Origin of the sequence: Antarcticibacterium sp. 1MA-6-2 (assembly GCF_021535135.1) — a bacterium.
Lineage (GTDB): Bacteria > Bacteroidota > Bacteroidia > Flavobacteriales > Flavobacteriaceae > Gillisia.
Map to the genome: position 1 here is coordinate 1,339,545 of NZ_CP091036.1, position 16,345 is coordinate 1,355,889.

Below are 16,345 nucleotides of genomic sequence, written 5' to 3' on the forward strand. Positions count from 1 at the left end.
TTTTAAATCTGCTAATTATCCTGTAGTTCTTTTACTTCAGTTCTCACAACCTTTAAAGCTTGCTCAATATCAGCAATAAGATCTTTTTTATCTTCTATACCCACAGAAAATCTTAAAAGACCATTTTTTATTCCCTGCTTCTCCCTTTCCTCAGGAGTTAACAGCGCATGTGAAGTTAGAGTTGGAGCTACTATTGTTGATTCTACTCCGGCAAGGCTCATACTTGATTTTATTAATTTCAAGGATTTGGAGAAGAAAGAAGAATCCAGGCCGTCTCTTAGTTCAAAAGAAAGCATTCCTCCAAAACCCTTCATTTGTGCCTTTGCAAGTTCATGATCCGGGTGGGATTCCAGCCCGGGATAATATACTCTTGCAACATCAGGATGATTCTCAAGATATTTTGCCAGCTTTTGAGCGTTTTTATTTTGAGCTTTAACTCTTAATCCCATTGTCTTAATACTTCGTTCTAACATCCAGACAGTGTAATCACTAAGACTCCCGCCAAAATTTTTGGCCAGTTGGAAAATAGTATCTATGTGTTTTTCTGAAGAAATAACCGTTCCCGCCAGAATATCACTGTGGCCTCCCATATATTTCGTGGCCGAATGAATTACAACGTCAATTCCAAAGTCTATCGGATTTTGATTAACCGGGGACGCAAAAGTATTGTCAATCATACTTACCAGGTTGTGACGCTTTGCAATTTCAGCAACTGCTTTTACATCTGTAATTGTTAGCAATGGGTTTGAAGGAGTTTCTATATAAATAACTTTAGTGTTATCTTTAATTTCTGCTTCAAATTCTTCCGGTGAAGATCCTGTCGTAAAAGAATATTCTATTCCGAATTTTTCAAATTCCTCCACCACTAAATTGCTGGTGCCTCCGTATAATGTATTCTGGAAAACAACGTGATCTCCTTTATGTAAAAATGCCATTAAGGAAGTACTCACTGCAGCCATTCCGCTCCCGAAAATCAATGCTTCCTCCCCGTGTTCCAGAGCTGCCATTTTTTTTGCCAATGCTACCTGATTTGGAGTATTAAAGTAACGAGGATAGCGTTTCACCTCAACATCTTCAAATGCATAAGAAGTAGACATATAAAGAGGCGATACTGCACCTTTATATTGAGAATCTTCCAATTCTCCGGCGTGGGTACAAACAGTGTTAAGTCCGTGGGATTTATGGTACATAAAGAGGTAATTAAGGTTAATTTAATTCTGCCCCTAAGGTAAAAATAATTATTCTAAATCTCTTTGGCGGGAGGCTTCTTCTCCCTGTTAAGCTTTCGCCAATATGAAGTTTTACCAGAGTATTAGAGAGCTTGTCTTTTTCTTTAAGAGCTACTTTTTTATCTTTACCTAATGAAATCACTATTTATAAATATTCAGGATCTGGTACAGGTAAGGGAAACCTCTGTAGAAAAACTTTCAGGTGAAGAAATGAAGGAGTTACCCTGCATAAAAAATGCCTGGTTACTTATAGAAAATGATAAAATAGCCGACTACGGTAAGATGGACTCTCTTCCGGAGTTCGATAATATTCAGGCTGAAGATCTTTCAGGAAAAATAGTAGTTCCCACCTGGTGCGATTCTCATACTCATCTTGTCTATGCTAGGAACCGGGAGCAGGAATTTGTAGACAGAATAAATGGCCTCACCTATACTGAAATTGCCAACCGCGGTGGCGGTATATTAAATAGTGCTAAAACACTTCAGGAAACTTCCGAAGAAGATATATACCAACAGTCGGCTGCAAGACTGGAGCAGGTCATGAAACTTGGTACAGGAGCCATAGAAATTAAATCAGGTTATGGACTTACAAAGGAAGCAGAATTAAAAATGCTTCGGGTTATTAAAAAGTTGAAACAGAATTATTCTTTACCCATTAAAGCTACTTTTTTGGGAGCACATGCCCTTCCGACGGAATTTAAAAATAGAAGAGAAGAATATGTCGACTATGTAATAGACGAAATTTTACCGGAAGTAGCAAAACAGGACCTAGCAGAATATATTGATATTTTTTGTGAGGAAGGATATTTCACTACGGCCGACACAGAAAAACTACTTAAAGCAGCAAGGGAATGTGGACTGGTTCCAAAAATCCATGTTAATCAGTTTAACGCCATTGGGGGAGTAAAAACAGGAGTAAATAATAATGCTCTTAGTGTGGATCATCTGGAAGTAATGAGAGATGAGGATATTGAAGTGCTGAAAAATTCAGCTACAATGCTAGTAGCTCTTCCCGGATGTTCACTTTTCCTCGGTATCCCGTATACTCCTGCAAGAGAAATGATAGACGCAGGATTACCTCTTGCGCTTGCGACAGATTACAATCCCGGAAGTGCTCCCAGTGGAAATATGAATTTAGTGGTTTCCCTGGCCTGTATGAAAATGAAAATGACTCCCGAGGAGGCTATTAATGCCGCCACCATTAATGCTGCTTATGCGATGGGCCTTTCCTCCACCCACGGAAGTATTACTAAAGGTAAGGCTGCTAATTTTATTGTTACAGAAAAAATACCTTCTTACGCTCACCTCCCCTACTCATTTGGAAACAACGAAATTGATTCCGTTTTCATAAATGGTAAAAAGGTTAATTGATGGTGAAGTTCAAAATTTATAATTCGGCCATAATTGAGAGATTGATTTCTAAAAGAGAGGGAGAAATAAAGTTTGGTGAGAAAATAGTTTCTATTCAGGATCTATCACAATTACAAAATAGTCCTGCCCGTTATGTGCTTCTTGGAATACCTGAAGATATTGGGGTGAGGGCAAACAAAGGAAAACCGGGAACAACAGGAACCTGGCAGGTGATGCTTAAAACTCTGCTGAATATACAGGCCAATAAATATACAAATCCCGAAAATCTACTATTATTAGGAGAAGTTGATTGTAGCGAAGCCATGACTAAAGCTGCGAATATTGATGAAAATGATCCTAATTATCTTGCAAAACTGGGAGACCTGGTAAAAGAAATTGATCTTGTAGTGAGTGATATAGTGGAAGTAATTGTAGCTGCAGGAAAGATTCCGATTATTATAGGTGGGGGACATAATAACGCTTATGGCAATATCAAAGGCACCAGCCTGGCACTCAAAAAGCCTGTAAATATTTTAAATATTGATGCTCATACCGATATGCGGAAGCTCGAGCACAGGCATAGCGGAAATGGCTTTAGTTACTGCAGAAAAGAAAACTACCTGGCAAAATACAGGGTTTTTGGTGTGCATCAAAATTATACCCCGGCATATATTTTTGAAAATATGGATGCTTCAGAAAATGATCAATACCTAAGCTCTTTGAACATCTTATACTGAAATCCTCAAAGCAGATCCTTGAAGCTTATACAGAAGAACTGGCTTTAATATCCAATGCCAACTTTGGTTTGGAACTGGACGTCGACGCCATTGAAGACTTCCCCAGCAGCGCACAAACTCCCAGCGGATTTCCATTTAATATGGTGAGAAACTTTATAACTATTGCAGGGAAAAACGAGAAAATTAAATACCTTCATATTTGTGAGGCTGCCGTTTCGCCTTTAACAGAAGGGAAAGTAGGAAAAGCTTTAAGCTATTTAATAACAGATTTCTTAAATCCAAAAATCTAATGCTGGAAAAAATACAGGATTACATTGAATATGCAGCCCTTGGGATTGAAATCGCAGGTGTAATAGTGATGGTAATTGGGCCTCTTTTCGCTTTATGGCGTTATGCATTTAATAAACACAACGATGGAAGTTCTTACCGTACGTTTCGCCATGATCTGGGAAAGGCCATTTTGCTTGGTTTGGAATTTCTTGTTGCAGGAGACATAATTGCCACGGTAAGTACAGATCCTACTATAGAAAAAGTATTGGTGCTGGGTATAATTGTTCTTATAAGAACTTTTCTTAGCCTTTCACTTCAGGTCGAGCTTGAAGGACGCTGGCCGTGGCAGAAAAAAACCATTGGAGATTAATTATGGAGATTATCGATTTTGACCCTAAACATGCTGAAGATTTTAAGGAATTAAATCTTGCATGGCTAAATAAATTTTTCTGGGTAGAGCCACACGATGAAGAAGTGCTTGGAAAGCCTCAAAAATATATTTTAGATCCCGGAGGAAACATATTTTTCGTAAAGGAAGGCGACAGGATAATTGGAACAGTGGCTCTTATGAAGTTAGAAGATGGTGTATTTGAACTCACAAAAATGGCAATTACACCTGATTCACAAGGTAAAAAAATAGGTCAGAAATTAATGGAACACACCCTTGGATACGCAAAAGCACAAGGTTGGAAAAAATTAATAATCTACTCGAGCCGAAAACTGGTAAATGCTCTTCACATTTACAGAAAGTATGGCTTTATTGAAATTCCTATAGAGGTAAACAATCCCTATGCCCGCGGAGACATAAAACTGGAACTGCTACTCTCTTAAAATATTCCTAAATGAGTAAACCTCAGTTTTTCGTTGCGTAACTTTAACTGAAAATACGCTAATTATGAAACAATTACTAACTCTTTTAATTTGCATTTCCATTATGGCATGCAAAAATGAGAACCGTGAAAACACCGAAGAATATAATTCGGAAGTGACAGAAGCATCTCAAAAAGTGGAACAGGAAAACGACTCTATTCCTGTTGAAATTAAGCCAATTTCCCATGCAACTGCTGTGTTGACCTGGGATAACACCGTTATTTATCTAGATCCCACAGGAGGAGCAGAAGCTTTTCAGGGAAGTGAGAAGCCGGGCTTTGTTTTAATTACAGATATCCATGGAGATCATATGGATGCTAAAACACTTACTGCACTACAATTGGGAAGCACTCAGATTATTGCGCCGCAGGCTGTAAAAGATCAGCTACCGCAGGAGCTACAGGGACAGGTTACGGTAATGAACAATGGAGAAAGTCTGGATGTTCAGGGAATTAATATAGAAGCTATTCCCATGTATAATTTACCTGAAGATCCTGAAGGTTTTCACCCTAAAGGACGAGGGAACGGATATGTACTGGAAAAAGATGGGAACAGAATCTATATAGCCGGAGACACTGAAGCTATTCCTGAAATGAGAAATCTTCAGGACATTGATATTGCCCTTATTCCAATGAATTTACCTTACACTATGGAAGTCGAGCAGGCAGCAGAAGGAGTTTTGGCCTTTGAACCGAAACAGGTTTACCCATATCATTTCCGCGGTCAGGATGACTTTGCCGATGTAGAAAAGTTTAAAGAACTCATTAATCAGCAAAATCCTGAAATTGAAGTAGTACTGGCTTACTGGTATCCGGACAGACAGGAGTAACAATTATTAATAGAAGGCGGTTAAGTTTTCGGGTGTCAGGTCGAGCGCAGTCGAGACCTTCTAAATTGTTTGGTCGAGTGTAGTTGAGACCTTCTGAATAGTCTGGTCGAGCGCAGTCGAGACCTCTGCTCAAGAGGGACCCCTCGACTGCGCTCGGGAGACACTAAAAATTTTAAATCTCGTTGATTAAAGAGGCTGTATAGACGGTCTCTTTTTTTGGCCGAAAATTATTCAGAATAAGTCAAAGTTCCTCTTAAAATTTCAGAAACACCTCCATCGCTGTCGGTTACCAGTAGAAGTTCTGCCTCCCCTTCTTTTTCTGAAAGAACAGTCACCGATTCTACTTTTATCATCAACGATTTTCCTCCCTGCTGTATTAAAGCCGAGGCCGGAGTGTTATTTACAGAAAGATCATTAATTTTAAAAGCTCCAATAAAACTTCCCAGCACTTCCCCGTCATCAATCCAGTTTGCTGTGTTTTCCACAGTTGCAGTAAAGACAATTATTTCTGCTCCCTCTATATAAGAAGCTCCTGAAAAACCTGATTCTATGCCTTGAATTTCGGGTAACTTAAACCGTATGATCTCCGGCAATGGAACTTCTCCTTTTTCTTCCAGGTATCTCCTGAATGTGGAAAGAGAATATTTAGCAATTAAATTTTTTCCTCTGTTAAACAGGTAAAGATCATCTTCTACAACCTCTGCAGCCTCAATATTAAGATGTTCAGAAGGTATTTCAGCCGCAGCTCTTAAACCGTCATAAATTTCTGTAATAGAAAATTCTTTCGGCACAATTTCTTCTGAAGAAAGATTTACCTCTACCAGCACATCCCTTTCCGGAGATTTAGATCCTGAACCAAAAATGAGGAGAACATTTCCTTCAGGATCAACTTTGGTCATTGCTTCAAAATCCGGCTTTACCAGCTTCTCAAAAATACTATCGGGTAAAGTGCGTTCCGGCAATAATGAAATCCTATCAATGACTTCGTTATTTTTATTCAGCTTAAACAGCCAGGGAGAATTATCTCCTATAATATATCTACCGTTCCTGGTTTCTTCTATTCCTGATGCTGAAGGAATTTCATTCAGCTCATTTATCTCCAGTAATTTAAATTCTACGTTTGTTGGTTTACAATTACTCATAAGGATTAAAATCATTATCCACAAAACACTCCCGGCGTTTCTCATTCTTACTTTTTTCTCTCACCAATTTCTGGTAAACACCATTCGTCCAACCAAATCCATCCTGCGTGGGATACTCTCCTCCCCCACTTTCCCTGGAAAGATCTTCAACATTGTATTTCTCCAGTAGTTTATAAGTTCTTTTATACACACCCGTATTTAACTGAAGCCACTTATTCTTAATATCAGTAGCCATTTCAAATTGATTATAGTTCCTGAGGCCCTGAATTGTGATCCATTGAAGTGGAGCCCAGCCATTAGGAGCATCCCATTGCTGCCCTGTATTATATGGTGTCGTAACCACACCTCCGGGTTGGATAAAAATTTGCTCAATTTTTGTGGCGACCATGGCAGCACGATTATCTGCAGCCAGTTTGAAGAATAATGGATATACGCCTGCAAGAGAAAGAACTTAGGTGTGGTTTTACGATCAACAAAATTGTAATCCATGTAATATTCCTCTACATTATTCCAGAAGTATTTCTCTATAGCTACTCGGCGTGCTTCACTTTTTTCAAAAATTCTTCAGCTTGAGCTGAATTTCCCGAGAGTTCATAAGCTTTGGCAATAGTTTTTTCAAGATTAAACAAAAGAGAATTCAGATCAACAGGAAGGATATCAGTCGTATGAATAGTAGAAAGATAAAAATTGCCCTCCACGTCACGACTTAACCACTTAGCTTGAAAAATCCCAACCTGATTCTGCTCCAGCCCTTAAATTTCTGTATACTTCTTCGCGGGATTTTCCCGGGAACATCTCCAGAGCCTTGTCGGCTGTTTTTACGTCTTCCCGGTAACTTTCAGGTCTGGGGGTGGCATAGTTATCCCAATATCTATTGAGGATTTCGCCTCCCGGTAATCTCACCACACGTTTATCTGCAGAATTTATTTCTGAAAGCTCTTCGGCACCATCCATCCAAAACTGGTATTCCTTCTCAAGATACGGGAGATACTTTTCATAAATATCGTCTCCTTCTATTTCAGCTAAAACCTCAACCATCTTTGCATAAAAAGGAGGTTGGGAACGGCCAAGGTAATAGGTGCGGTTTCCATTTGGAATGAAGCCATAGTTTTTAATCAGGTAGGAGAAGTTATCGACCATATTTTCTATAGTGCCGTACTCACCGTCTTCCTGGAGCCCCAGCATACTAAAATAGCTATCCCAGTAGTAAATTTCTCTGAACCTGCCACCGGGAACTATATAGGGATTGGGAAGAGGAATCAAAGTTCCTGAAATCGCCTCATCTGCAGGTCTTTTCAGGACATCCCATAAATAGGCAATATGTTTTTGAATAGAAGCCGAATCTGTCTGAAAATTATTTTGAGTACTGGGAATAGCAAAATGTTCTTCTAAAAAGTCCAGTTGAAAAGGGGTGGTTTTATTTTCCAGGGCTGCGTACCTCTGCCTTATTTCCTGTACATCATAAAGAGGAACAACATCTACAAAGGTTTTACTATCCGGGAAAAGCTCTTCATTCGATTGTACATCATAAAAAAGTTCTCCATATAGCTCTTCAGGGGGCAGGATCTGGACTTTCCTCTCAAGGCTGGCTTCCTTAACCTGGGCACAGGAGACGAGAAAAAGAAATATGATTCCGAAGAGGGATCTGTAAGAGTAATTTTTTTTCATTATTAAATATTAAGTAGCTCTAATTTACATATTTCCTGGTAGAAAGAGTAGCTACTGTACTTATTGCCGCTTTTGAACAATTGGATATGAGCTAAAAGGAAAAACCAATATTGAAGAAGACTCTATTAAGGGTGGGTGTTAATTCCGCTATTAAAGCATGCGAACCGCTTTTAATCCTGGCTCCAATTCCGGCGTTAACCGTGGGAAGAAATTTTGTGTCTTTAGAGGTACCTGCCTGACTGCCGTTTTCTACGACCACATTTTCCTCCCATGAGACCGCAGCACCAACTCCTGCGTATCCGTAAGGCTGAATTCTTTTGGAATTCCCCTGAAATTTGACAGCTATGGGAACGAGGTTTATGAGCTGAGTTCTAAAAAGAAATTCTCCATTTTCCAGACCTACAGGTGTCTCTTTTGGCTCTGTATTGTGATGATATATTATTCCCCGGGTTAGAATAAAGTTATTTGTGCGGTCAGGGTTAAATTTTTCCAGAAAAACAGCTCCCCTGAAACTTTTAAAATTGATATCAAAACTTACCGGAACCCCTACCAAAATATTCAGATTGTAGGAAGTTTTATCGGAATACGCTTCTACCGGAAAGGCTTCCTCAAACTGGCTGTTATAAGCGAGAATTTCCTTTTTTATAGCCTTTTCTGAATATTTCAAATCTTCGGAAACAGCCTCATTATCCTGAAGTACTCTTTTCAGGTCCTCCTGCCAGATTTTTTCAGGCCGCCTTACCTTTCTCTGTTTCCTGTCGGCAGGATTTATTTCCGGCCTCTTAAGATGAACTTCCTCCCCAGTAGTAGTATTAACAACAAAGAAATCGGGTTTATACCTCTGCGGATGGTTCCAGATATAGAGATCAATTTTCCCTTTTACAAGATTTTTTGCAAAGACAGGTTTAGCTGGTTTGTTCCTGTTTCCAGGAATAACTCTGGTACTAAATGTTCTTCCATTGCTGAATCCGAAAGCTTGAATATCTCCCGGTTCAAAAAATTCATCCATCGATTGAGGATCGATCCTAAAGTTCACTCCATTTGAGTATTCAGAATCCGGTGCATTCAGAATATAGCCGTGAATAGTGTCCTGATCTGTATGTACAATATATCCTGGCTCATAATTTTGTGCTTCAGCAACAAAAAATGGAAAACAAAAACCCAGGGCCAGAAGGATCCTCTTCATCTGATTGTTCTAAGTGATGGAAAATTAAGAAGAAACAATAAAAAAAGGAGTACTATTCTTAAAAATAATACTCCTCTAATTCTTTTTCTTTTGAATCTCTTAAGCTGTAAAGAGAGGTCGCCCCTGCATCATTTCAACCACACTTGCCTTAACTTCTGAAAGTTTACTTTCATTTTCAGGGTTAGTAATTGCCGTATCAATAAAATCTACGATACGTGCCATATCCTCTTCTTTAAGACCCCGCGTAGTAACGGCAGCTGTACCAATTCTAATTCCTGAAGTAACAAAAGGAGATTTATCATCAAAAGGAACCATATTCTTATTCACCGTAATTTCAGCTTTTCCTAATGCTTCTTCAGCCTGTTTTCCGGTTACATTTTTGCTTCTTAAATCGATCAACATCATGTGGTTATCGGTTCCGCCGGAGATAACATTATAATCTTTATCCATAAATGCTTTGGCCAAAGCTTTAGCATTTTTCTTAACCTGGACGGTGTAATACAAAAATTCATCGGTCAAAGCTTCTCCAAACGCAACTGCCTTAGCTGCAATAATATGTTCTAAAGGTCCACCCTGATTCCCTGGGAAAACTCCGCTGTCAAGCAAAGAAGACATTTTCTTTAAGTTCCCATTCTTCAGCTTTTCTCCAAATGGGTTATCAAAATCTTCACCCATCATTATTACTCCTCCTCTTGGACCACGCAGGGTTTTGTGAGTGGTGGAAGTAACAACATGACAATGAGGAATTGGATCGCTAAGTAATCCTTTTGCAATAAGTCCCGCCGGATGTGCAATATCAGCAAACAAAATTGCTCCTACACTATCTGCTATTTCCCGGAATCTTTTATAATCTATTTCTCTCGAATATGCAGATGCTCCGGCAATGATCATTTTGGGCTTCTCTTTTTGAGCAAGCTCTGCTATTTTATCATAATTCAATAATCCTGATTCTTCATCAACTCCATAAAATATAAGCTGATACAATCTTCCCGAAAAATTTACAGGAGAACCGTGAGTTAAATGACCACCATGAGAAAGATCAAATCCTAAGAATTTATCACCAGGTTTCATACATGCATGAAATACGGCTGTATTAGCCTGAGAACCGGAATGCGGCTGCACATTTGCATATTCCGCATTAAATAATTCTTTAAGGCGTTTTATAGCTAAAGTCTCTACCTTGTCGACTACCTCGCATCCTCCATAATAACGTTTCCCTGGATATCCTTCAGCGTATTTATTTGTAAGGACAGAACCTGCTGCTTCCAGCACTTGTTCACTTACGAAATTTTCACTTGCAATTAGTTCTAATCCATTGATTTGACGTTTCTTTTCTTCTTTAATTAGATCAAAAATTTCGGTATCTCGTTGCATGTTAATTTTTTACGTTAAATATTCACCAAAAGTAATAATTACATTCGGTTAATAAAGGGAAAATAATATATTTGAATGGAATTGAATTAAGAATAAAATCTAAAATTTATGCCAATTACAGCAAATGATCCTAAGCGCAAAACGTGGCTGGACACTCCTGACAATACCGACTTTCCAATACAAAATATCCCATTTGGAGTCTTTTTAACAAGGGACGATATTATTACTATTGGAACGAGGATAGGAGATTATGCCATCGATCTTGGAGCACTGCACCAGTTGGGATATTTTGAAGGTATACCTTTAACCGATGATATTTTCTTACAGGATACGCTGAACGATTTTATTTCTGACGGAAAGAAAACCTGGAGACTTGTAAGAAATCGAATTGCCGAAATTTTTGATGCCAATAACAATAAATTAAAAGAAAATCAGGACCATAGAAATATTGTTCTATTTACCCTTGATGAGATTGAGATGCAACTCCCTGTACTGGTAGGAGATTATACTGATTTTTATTCAAGTAAAGAACATGCTACTAACGTGGGAACCATGTTTCGGGATCCCGAAAATGCTTTATTGCCTAACTGGCTTCACATTCCCGTTGGATACCACGGGAGAAGTTCATCAATAATTCCCAGCGGAATTCCTGTTCACCGTCCTCAGGGACAAACTTTACCTCCGGGTGCCAAAGAACTAGGTTTTGGACCGTCTAAAAATGTAGACTTTGAGTTGGAAATGGCTTTTATTACTACAGATGCAAATCTTTTAGGTGAACCTATTCCTATTGAAGAAGCCGAAGAATATATTTTTGGTCTTGTGCTTTTTAATGACTGGAGCGCAAGGGACATCCAGAAATGGGAATATGTACCACTGGGGCCTTTTCTTGCAAAGAATTTCGCTTCTTCAGTTTCTCCCTGGATTGTAACTTTAGATGCGCTGGAGCCATTTAGAACTGAAGGGCCAAAACCTGAAAAAGAACTCCTTCCCTACCTGCAATACAAAGGAAAAAAGAGTTTTGACATAAAACTGGAAGTAGCCATACAACCTGAAGATAACGAAGAAACGACTCTATCCCGGTCCAACTTTAAATACATGTACTGGAATATGAGTCAGCAACTGGCGCATCATACCATTAATGGCTGTCCTGTAAATTCAGGAGACATGATGGGATCAGGAACCATTTCGGGTCCTACTCCCGATACATACGGTTCGATGCTGGAACTTTCCTGGAAAGGGGAAAAACCACTTAAGCTAAAGGACGGTTCTGAAAGAAAATTTATTGAAGATAATGACACTGTAATAATGCGCGGCTATTGTGAAGGGAAAGACAGAAGGATAGGTTTTGGCGAGGTGCGAACGAAACTCCTTCCGGTTTTTCAACACAAGAAGAAATAATTGAAAACAAGAATAATAAAAAAGCCACCGCATGGGTGGCTTTTTTGCGTGTAAATAATTGCTAATCAAGCTTTCAAGCTTTAGATCCACCACTATTAGGTTCATCCTCCTCATCATCTCGTGTTTGTTGGCGCTCGGTAGCTCGATCACCAACTAAATAGTTGTTTTGCTTCTTATTCTTTTTATAATCCTCCGGATCCACACCCTCGGGACGATTTGTTTGTTCCTGATCTGCAAGGGTATTTTGGTTTTCTACATTTTCCTCTTCAGTACTCGTATTGTAACTTCTTGGACTAAGCCTGTTGTCTTCTCTGGACCTGATCCCAATTTTTATTTTTTCGCTCCTCCTGATTTATTTCCGTCTGCTGCTTTTGATTTTCCTGAGAATTTCCCCGCTCTTGATCTTTATCAGCTTTATCGAATTTTTGATCTCTATTCAAGTTGTTTTCCATGACTCCTATAATTTAAATTCTTCTTCAATTTACAAACCTCAACCAATTCTCCCCGAATCGATTAATAAACTTTAACAACGAATTACTAAATTTATATAAAGGTGAAACCCTAAGAAGACCCACCATTTTTATACAAAAAACCACCGGAATTATCCCCGATGGCTTTTTTGATTATCCAGTCAAAAATGACTACTCTTCCTCTTCCCGGCTCCTGTCTTTTCTATGGTCAGTCACCTGATTATCTACAGAGCCTTGTTTTCCGCCCTGCTGTCCTCTTTCCTGATTTTGTGCCTGATTTTTTCGATTACCTGATTGTTGATTCTGTCCTCCATATCCACCGTTTTGCCCCTGAGACTTCTGGCGGTCATTATCCTTCTGTTGATTCTTTTGATCCTGGTTTCGATTTTGATTTTCCATGATATTATTTTTAAATGGTTAATAAAATTCCACCTTCAATTTACATCCTCAACTTCCTATCATTAAACCGATTAATAAACTTTAACAGCCAAATCAAAAATTTGTATAAAGGGGGAAATCTATGCAACAAATTGGTTTAAACTACCTAGGCCTTTACTTCGCTGTGGGAGGCGTCATAAACCACTTTACCGTTCTTAATGACAATTAATTGTGGACTTTCGTGAGGTACATTAAATTTAGACGCAATTTTATTGGAAATCTCCCGGTGACTCAGGAGATCCAGAAAATAAAGTTTTGCCTGTCCTTCCTTCAAATCGTATTCCTGCTCAAACTGTCTTAGTACCATTCTACTAATCCCGCAACTGGTTGAGTGCTTTAATATAACTACAGGTTTCTCTTTCGAAATTTGCTCTATTTCATCAAGGGTATCTACACTTGTCAACTCCTCCCACGGCACATTAATTATCTCACGCTTTGCAATATCTCTTTCACTTTTAAACATTTTATCAAAAAATCCCATTTCTCTTGTTTTTAAAAATATAAATTTAAAGGATGTACGATAAAATCTTGCCTATAGAACTATTAAAGTTTCTATAAGATCAGGATCCAAATATTTTAAGCCTTAATTTTACGATAATATAAGTAAGGCACCAGTCATTTTGTCGGTTTAAAAGCAAAATAACCAGCCATTTAGGCAGTCTCTTGCTGCTGGTATATGCTTTGCTAATTAGGTTTGAACATAAACTGAAAGCTATGAATCTTAACAACTTTACTATAAAATCACAGGAGGCCATCCAGCAAGCTCAACAGCTTGCACAAGAGCTTGGCCACCAGCAAATTGAAAATGAACACATTTTTAAAGCTATTACTTTAGTTGATGAAAACGTGACCCCATTTTTACTGAAGAAATTAAATATTAACGTCAACCTGTTTAATCAGATCATTGATAACACGTTACAAAGTTTCCCGAAAGTTAGCGGTGGAGACATTATGTTGTCAAGAGAGGCCTCCAAAACTTTAAATGAAGCCTCCAGTGTTGCTAAAAAAATGAACGATGAGTTTGTTTCTGTAGAACACCTTATCCTGGCCATCTTTAAATCCTCCAGTAAAGTCGCTCAAATTTTAAAAGACCAGGGTGCTACTGAAAAAGGTTTAAAATCAGCTATAGAGGAACTAAGAAAAGGAGATAGAGTTACTTCACAAAGTGCAGAAGAAACTTACAATTCCTTAAACAAATATGCCAAAAATCTCAATCAGCTTGCTGAAGAAGGAAAGCTTGATCCGGTAATCGGCCGGGACGAAGAAATACGAAGAGTTTTGCAAATCCTTTCCCGAAGGACCAAGAACAACCCAATGCTCGTGGGTGAACCGGGGGTTGGAAAAACAGCAATTGCTGAAGGACTTGCCCATAGAATAATTGCAGGAGATATTCCTGAAAATCTTAGGGATAAGCAAATCTATTCCCTGGATATGGGAGCATTAATCGCAGGTGCCAAATATAAAGGCGAATTTGAAGAGCGTTTAAAAGCAGTAGTGAAAGAAGTTACCATGGTAGTGAAGGTAATATAGTCCTTTTTATAGATGAGATCCACACTCTCGTAGGAGCAGGTGGAGGTCAGGGTGCAATGGATGCCGCTAATATTCTTAAACCTGCACTTGCACGAGGAGAACTTCGTGCGATAGGAGCTACTACTCTGGATGAGTATCAAAAATATTTTGAAAAGGATAAAGCACTGGAAAGAAGGTTCCAGAAGGTCATGGTAGATGAGCCGGACACTGAGAGTGCAATTTCGATCCTTAGAGGTATAAAGGAAAAATACGAAACCCACCATAAGGTTCGAATTAAAGACGAAGCAATTATTGCTGCCGTGGAGTTATCACAACGCTACATAACCAACAGGTTCTTACCTGATAAGGCTATTGACCTTATGGATGAATCAGCTTCTAAATTACGGATGGAGATCAACTCCAAGCCTGAAGAACTGGATGTTCTTGACAGGAAGATCACTCAGCTGGAAATCGAACTGGAAGCAATTAAGAGAGAAAATGATGAAAATAAACTGAAATCCCTTAGAGCTGACCTTGCCAACCTTAAAGAAGAAAGAAACGAGTTAAATGCTCGCTGGAAGAATGAAAAAGAAGTAGTAGATAATATCCAGACCGCAAAGTCTGATATTGAGCAATTTAAACTGGAAGCTGAAAGAGCTGAACGTGAAGGAGATTATGGTAAGGTTGCGGAGTTGCGGTATGGCAAAATAAAAGAGGCACAAGAACGGCTGGAAAAACTTCAGAAACAGCTTGATGAAAATCAGGACAGCCACACCCTTATAAAAGAGGAGGTGACTTACGAAGATATTGCAGAAGTTGTCGCAAAATGGACAGGAGTGCCTGTGACCAAAATGCTGCAAAGCGAGCGTGAAAAACTTCTAAAACTGGAAGATGAACTTCATAAGCGTGTTGTAGGTCAGGAAGAAGCTATTCAGGCAGTGAGTGACGCGGTGCGAAGAAGCCGTGCAGGCCTACAGGATCAGAAAAAGCCTATCGGGACATTCCTTTTCCTGGGAACAACAGGTGTTGGTAAGACCGAATTAGCTAAAGCTCTGGCAGAATATCTCTTTGACGATGAGGCAGCAATGACGAGGATAGATATGAGTGAGTACCAGGAGCGCCACGCTGTAAGTCGCCTTGTGGGTGCACCTCCGGGATATGTTGGTTATGATGAAGGAGGACAATTAACTGAGGCTGTAAGAAGAAAACCTTATTCAGTCGTCCTTCTGGATGAAATTGAAAAGGCGCATCCCGACACCTTTAACATCCTGTTACAGGTGTTGGATGAGGGAAGACTTACCGATAACAAAGGAAGACTTGCTGATTTTAAGAACACCATTATTATTATGACCTCCAACATGGGTTCTCAAATTATTCAGGAGAAATTTGAGGCAGTAAAGGATATAGAAACAGCGATGGAAAGCGCAAAAACTGAAGTACTCGGGCTGTTAAAACAAAGTGTAAGACCGGAATTCATCAACAGGATAGACGATATAGTAATGTTCACGCCGCTATCGCAGAAGGATATCCGAAAGATCGTTGATCTCCAATTAAAAGATGTGAAAAAGATGCTGGCAAAACAGGGAATTGTATTGGACGCAACAGAAGAAGCCATAAAATTCCTTGCTACACGTGGTTTTGATCCTCAATTTGGTGCACGTCCTGTAAAACGTGTAGTGCAAAGAGAAGTATTAAACAAACTATCTAAAGAAATCCTTTCAGGAAAAGTAACTACAGATAGTATTATCCTTCTTGATGAGTTCAACGATAACCTGGTCTTTAGAAATCAGGATGCGGTTGAAATTGAAAGTTAGTATCAGGTATATACATAAAAAAGGGCTGTTTTTACAGCCCTTTTCCTTTATTATATGTTAC

Annotated in this window: 17 protein-coding genes and 2 pseudogenes; 8 read left to right on the forward strand and 11 right to left on the reverse strand. The window is 39.0% G+C overall.

Annotated features, from left to right (window positions below):
• Window positions 1-11: 11 nt before the first annotated feature.
• The gene (locus LZ575_RS06745) at window positions 12-1,190 is read right to left on the reverse strand and encodes a PLP-dependent aspartate aminotransferase family protein (protein ID WP_235330000.1); all 1,179 of its coding nucleotides are present in this window, start codon (window positions 1,188-1,190) and stop codon (window positions 12-14) included.
• Between the two features lie 171 nt (window positions 1,191-1,361).
• On the opposite strand from LZ575_RS06745, the gene hutI reads away from it, so the two are divergent.
• From hutI to LZ575_RS06775, 6 genes are all read left to right on the forward strand, one after another.
• Window positions 1,362-2,600, forward strand: coding sequence for an imidazolonepropionase (gene hutI / locus LZ575_RS06750; protein WP_235330001.1), 1,239 nt, complete (start codon window positions 1,362-1,364; stop codon window positions 2,598-2,600).
• Window positions 2,600-3,316 carry an arginase family protein gene (locus LZ575_RS06755; RefSeq protein WP_235330002.1) on the forward strand — a complete coding sequence of 239 codons (717 nt, stop codon included), beginning with the start codon at window positions 2,600-2,602 and terminating at the stop codon, window positions 3,314-3,316. Before hutI ends, LZ575_RS06755 begins: the two co-directional genes overlap by 1 nt.
• Window positions 3,317-3,384: 68 nt before the next feature.
• Entirely contained in the window at window positions 3,385-3,606 is a 222-nt protein-coding gene (locus tag LZ575_RS06760) for a hypothetical protein (RefSeq protein WP_235330003.1), read from the forward strand.
• Window positions 3,606-3,956 (forward strand): DUF1622 domain-containing protein, encoded by a 351-nt coding sequence (locus LZ575_RS06765; protein ID WP_235330004.1) that lies wholly within the window; start codon window positions 3,606-3,608, stop codon window positions 3,954-3,956. Before LZ575_RS06760 ends, LZ575_RS06765 begins: the two co-directional genes overlap by 1 nt.
• Window positions 3,957-3,958: 2 nt before the next feature.
• Entirely contained in the window at window positions 3,959-4,417 is a 459-nt protein-coding gene (locus tag LZ575_RS06770) for a GNAT family N-acetyltransferase (protein ID WP_235330005.1), read from the forward strand.
• A gap of 64 nt (window positions 4,418-4,481) precedes the next feature.
• The gene (locus LZ575_RS06775) at window positions 4,482-5,285 is read left to right on the forward strand and encodes an MBL fold metallo-hydrolase (RefSeq protein ID WP_235330006.1); all 804 of its coding nucleotides are present in this window, start codon (window positions 4,482-4,484) and stop codon (window positions 5,283-5,285) included.
• A gap of 227 nt (window positions 5,286-5,512) precedes the next feature.
• Here LZ575_RS06775 and LZ575_RS06780 read toward each other — a convergent pair whose 3' ends face one another.
• The 6 genes and pseudogenes from LZ575_RS06780 to glyA form a co-directional block, all read right to left on the reverse strand.
• Complete coding sequence (locus tag LZ575_RS06780; RefSeq protein ID WP_235330007.1) at window positions 5,513-6,472, reverse strand: DUF6929 family protein; 960 nt, start codon at window positions 6,470-6,472, stop codon at window positions 5,513-5,515.
• Complete coding sequence (locus LZ575_RS06785; RefSeq protein ID WP_255702846.1) at window positions 6,420-6,815, reverse strand: trehalase family glycosidase; 396 nt, start codon at window positions 6,813-6,815, stop codon at window positions 6,420-6,422. Before LZ575_RS06785 ends, LZ575_RS06780 begins: the two co-directional genes overlap by 53 nt.
• A 116-nt stretch (window positions 6,816-6,931) precedes the next feature.
• Window positions 6,932-7,125 (reverse strand): annotated as a pseudogene (locus LZ575_RS06790) (trehalase family glycosidase); the annotation flags it as partial.
• Between the two features lie 16 nt (window positions 7,126-7,141).
• Complete coding sequence (locus tag LZ575_RS06795) at window positions 7,142-8,095, reverse strand: trehalase family glycosidase (protein ID WP_235330009.1); 954 nt, start codon at window positions 8,093-8,095, stop codon at window positions 7,142-7,144.
• Between the two features lie 91 nt (window positions 8,096-8,186).
• The gene (locus LZ575_RS06800) at window positions 8,187-9,281 is read right to left on the reverse strand and encodes a hypothetical protein (RefSeq protein ID WP_235330010.1); all 1,095 of its coding nucleotides are present in this window, start codon (window positions 9,279-9,281) and stop codon (window positions 8,187-8,189) included.
• 99 nt (window positions 9,282-9,380) lie between these two features.
• Entirely contained in the window at window positions 9,381-10,655 is a 1,275-nt protein-coding gene (glyA, locus tag LZ575_RS06805; RefSeq protein ID WP_235330011.1) for a serine hydroxymethyltransferase, read from the reverse strand.
• A gap of 108 nt (window positions 10,656-10,763) precedes the next feature.
• Between glyA and fahA the strand changes: the two genes are divergently transcribed.
• Window positions 10,764-12,053 carry a fumarylacetoacetase gene (fahA, locus tag LZ575_RS06810; RefSeq protein WP_235330012.1) on the forward strand — a complete coding sequence of 430 codons (1,290 nt, stop codon included), beginning with the start codon at window positions 10,764-10,766 and terminating at the stop codon, window positions 12,051-12,053.
• 73 nt (window positions 12,054-12,126) lie between these two features.
• On the opposite strand, the gene LZ575_RS22365 is transcribed toward fahA, so the two are convergent.
• The 4 genes from LZ575_RS22365 to ytxJ all read right to left on the reverse strand — a co-directional run bounded on the left by LZ575_RS22365 (window position 12,127) and on the right by ytxJ (window position 13,442).
• Window positions 12,127-12,255, reverse strand: coding sequence for a hypothetical protein (locus LZ575_RS22365; protein WP_255702847.1), 129 nt, complete (start codon window positions 12,253-12,255; stop codon window positions 12,127-12,129).
• A 91-nt stretch (window positions 12,256-12,346) separates the two neighbouring features.
• Window positions 12,347-12,505 (reverse strand): hypothetical protein, encoded by a 159-nt coding sequence (locus LZ575_RS06815; RefSeq protein ID WP_235330013.1) that lies wholly within the window; start codon window positions 12,503-12,505, stop codon window positions 12,347-12,349.
• Between the two features lie 189 nt (window positions 12,506-12,694).
• The gene (locus LZ575_RS06820; protein ID WP_235330014.1) at window positions 12,695-12,922 is read right to left on the reverse strand and encodes a hypothetical protein; all 228 of its coding nucleotides are present in this window, start codon (window positions 12,920-12,922) and stop codon (window positions 12,695-12,697) included.
• Between the two features lie 145 nt (window positions 12,923-13,067).
• A complete protein-coding gene (gene ytxJ, locus LZ575_RS06825) occupies window positions 13,068-13,442 on the reverse strand; it encodes a bacillithiol system redox-active protein YtxJ (RefSeq protein WP_235330015.1) in 375 nt (124 codons plus the stop codon).
• A 233-nt stretch (window positions 13,443-13,675) separates the two neighbouring features.
• Here ytxJ and clpB point away from each other — a divergent pair.
• A pseudogene (gene clpB / locus LZ575_RS06830) lies at window positions 13,676-16,284 on the forward strand (ATP-dependent chaperone ClpB).
• Window positions 16,285-16,345: the final 61 nt, after the last annotated feature.

Bases quoted from the DNA above. Each gene is read 5' to 3' on its own strand.
- LZ575_RS06745 (WP_235330000.1), bottom strand. From the start codon at position 1,190: ATGTACCATAAATCCCACGGACTTAACACTGTTTGTACCCACGCCGGA.
- hutI (WP_235330001.1), top strand. From the start codon at position 1,362: ATGAAATCACTATTTATAAATATTCAGGATCTGGTACAGGTAAGGGAA.
- LZ575_RS06755 (WP_235330002.1), top strand. From the start codon at position 2,600: ATGGTGAAGTTCAAAATTTATAATTCGGCCATAATTGAGAGATTGATT.
- LZ575_RS06765 (WP_235330004.1), top strand. From the start codon at position 3,606: ATGCTGGAAAAAATACAGGATTACATTGAATATGCAGCCCTTGGGATT.
- LZ575_RS06770 (WP_235330005.1), top strand. From the start codon at position 3,959: ATGGAGATTATCGATTTTGACCCTAAACATGCTGAAGATTTTAAGGAA.
- LZ575_RS06775 (WP_235330006.1), top strand. From the start codon at position 4,482: ATGAAACAATTACTAACTCTTTTAATTTGCATTTCCATTATGGCATGC.
- LZ575_RS06780 (WP_235330007.1), bottom strand. From the start codon at position 6,472: ATGAGAAACGCCGGGAGTGTTTTGTGGATAATGATTTTAATCCTTATG.
- LZ575_RS06785 (WP_255702846.1), bottom strand. From the start codon at position 6,815: ATGGTCGCCACAAAAATTGAGCAAATTTTTATCCAACCCGGAGGTGTG.
- LZ575_RS06795 (WP_235330009.1), bottom strand. From the start codon at position 8,095: ATGAAAAAAAATTACTCTTACAGATCCCTCTTCGGAATCATATTTCTT.
- LZ575_RS06800 (WP_235330010.1), bottom strand. From the start codon at position 9,281: ATGAAGAGGATCCTTCTGGCCCTGGGTTTTTGTTTTCCATTTTTTGTT.
- glyA (WP_235330011.1), bottom strand. From the start codon at position 10,655: ATGCAACGAGATACCGAAATTTTTGATCTAATTAAAGAAGAAAAGAAA.
- fahA (WP_235330012.1), top strand. From the start codon at position 10,764: ATGCCAATTACAGCAAATGATCCTAAGCGCAAAACGTGGCTGGACACT.
- LZ575_RS06815 (WP_235330013.1), bottom strand. From the start codon at position 12,505: ATGGAAAACAACTTGAATAGAGATCAAAAATTCGATAAAGCTGATAAA.
- LZ575_RS06820 (WP_235330014.1), bottom strand. From the start codon at position 12,922: ATGGAAAATCAAAATCGAAACCAGGATCAAAAGAATCAACAGAAGGAT.
- ytxJ (WP_235330015.1), bottom strand. From the start codon at position 13,442: ATGGGATTTTTTGATAAAATGTTTAAAAGTGAAAGAGATATTGCAAAG.